Here is a 1,383-nt window from a genome sequence, read left to right on the forward strand (position 1 = left end):
GGCCCTGGATCTGGCGCTCCAGCTCCAGCGCCGAATGCTCCATTTTCTCCACCGCCTTGAGCGCCGCTTCACCGACAGCCGTCAGCGCATAACCGTCGGAGGTACGCAGGAACAAGGTCGCACTCAATGACTTTTCCAGCGCCGTGATGCGCCGACCGACCGTGGCCTGGTCGACCCCCAACACCCGCGCCGCACCACGCAACGTCGATTCACGGCAAACCGCGAGAAATACCCGGGCGTCATCCCAATTCATAGCGCTCTCCTGATGATGCATTTACGCATCAGCATAGCGCGTAATCGCTGCGTTAATGCTTCAAATAATCTCGATATGCTGAAGGCCTGAGTTCCCCACAGGACTATGCACATGCACAGCTCATCTGCTCCCCTTACTCCTGCACCCCTTATTCCTGCAGCCCGCGCGATCTGGCTGCCGATCTTCGCCGGCCTCTGCGCCAGCCTGGTCAGCATCGGCCTGGCGCGTTTCGCCTATACGCCGCTGATTCCCTCGCTGATCCAGGCCCACTGGTTTTCCGCCAGCGACGTGGTGTACCTCGGCGCCGCCAATCTGGTGGGTTACCTGATCGGCGCACTGATTGGCCATCCACTGGCACGCCGGACCTCAAACAAAACCGCCCTGCGCCTGATGATGCTGGCAGTGACGCTGGCGTTTTTCGCCTGTGGTTTTCCGTTGTCGATGAGCTGGTTCTTCGGCTGGCGCCTGCTGTCGGGGATCGCCGGTGGCGCGATCATGGTGTTGGTGGCGGGAACCGTATTGCCTCACGTACCGGCGACCCGCAGGGGCCTGGCCAGCGGTGCGATATTCCTTGGCATCGGCTTGGGCATTGCCGGCTCGGGGACGATCGTGCCGCCGCTGTTGAGCCTCGGCTTGCAGCAAACCTGGTTCGGCCTTGGCTTGTTGGCCCTGGTTCTCACTGCCGCCAGTTGGTTTGGCTGGCCAACCGCTGCGCACCCGGTCGCCGCTGCGCCGTCGGATACCTCGTCGCCTGCCCCCACCGACCCGAGCGTTTACCTGCTGTTCGCCCAATACGCGTTCATGGCCGCCGGACTGGTGCCGGCCATGGTGTTCCTGGTGGATTACGTCGCCCGCGGGCTCAATGCCGGGGCGCATGTCGGCGCGCTGATCTGGGTGATGTATGGCCTTGGCGCGATTGTCGGGCCAGTGAGTTACGGTTTTCTGGCCGACCAACTGGGCGCGAAAACGGGGATCCGCATCGTGCTGGTAATACAGGCGTTGGCGGTTGGCCTCTTATCGATCAGCAGTTCGTTCGCGGCACTGGCTTTACTGGCGGTGATCCTCGGCTCCTTCCCGCCCGGCATCGTGCCGCTGGCGTTGGCCCGGGTGCATGAATTGATCCCCAACCA

The 1,383-nt window shown here is 62.9% G+C and carries 2 protein-coding genes; one reads left to right on the top strand and one right to left on the bottom strand.

The window, feature by feature from the left end:
* Positions 1-253, bottom strand: a 253-nt coding sequence (locus ACXRVY_RS29250) for a LysR family transcriptional regulator (RefSeq protein WP_458238990.1), incomplete at its 3' end; no start/stop codon positions are given.
* Positions 254-364: 111 nt separating this feature from the next.
* Between ACXRVY_RS29250 and ACXRVY_RS29255 the strand changes: the two genes are divergently transcribed.
* Positions 365-1,383, top strand: a 1,019-nt coding sequence (locus ACXRVY_RS29255; protein ID WP_458238991.1) for a YbfB/YjiJ family MFS transporter, incomplete at its 3' end; no start/stop codon positions are given.

Source organism: Pseudomonas sp. P5_A2_2 (assembly GCF_054177685.1).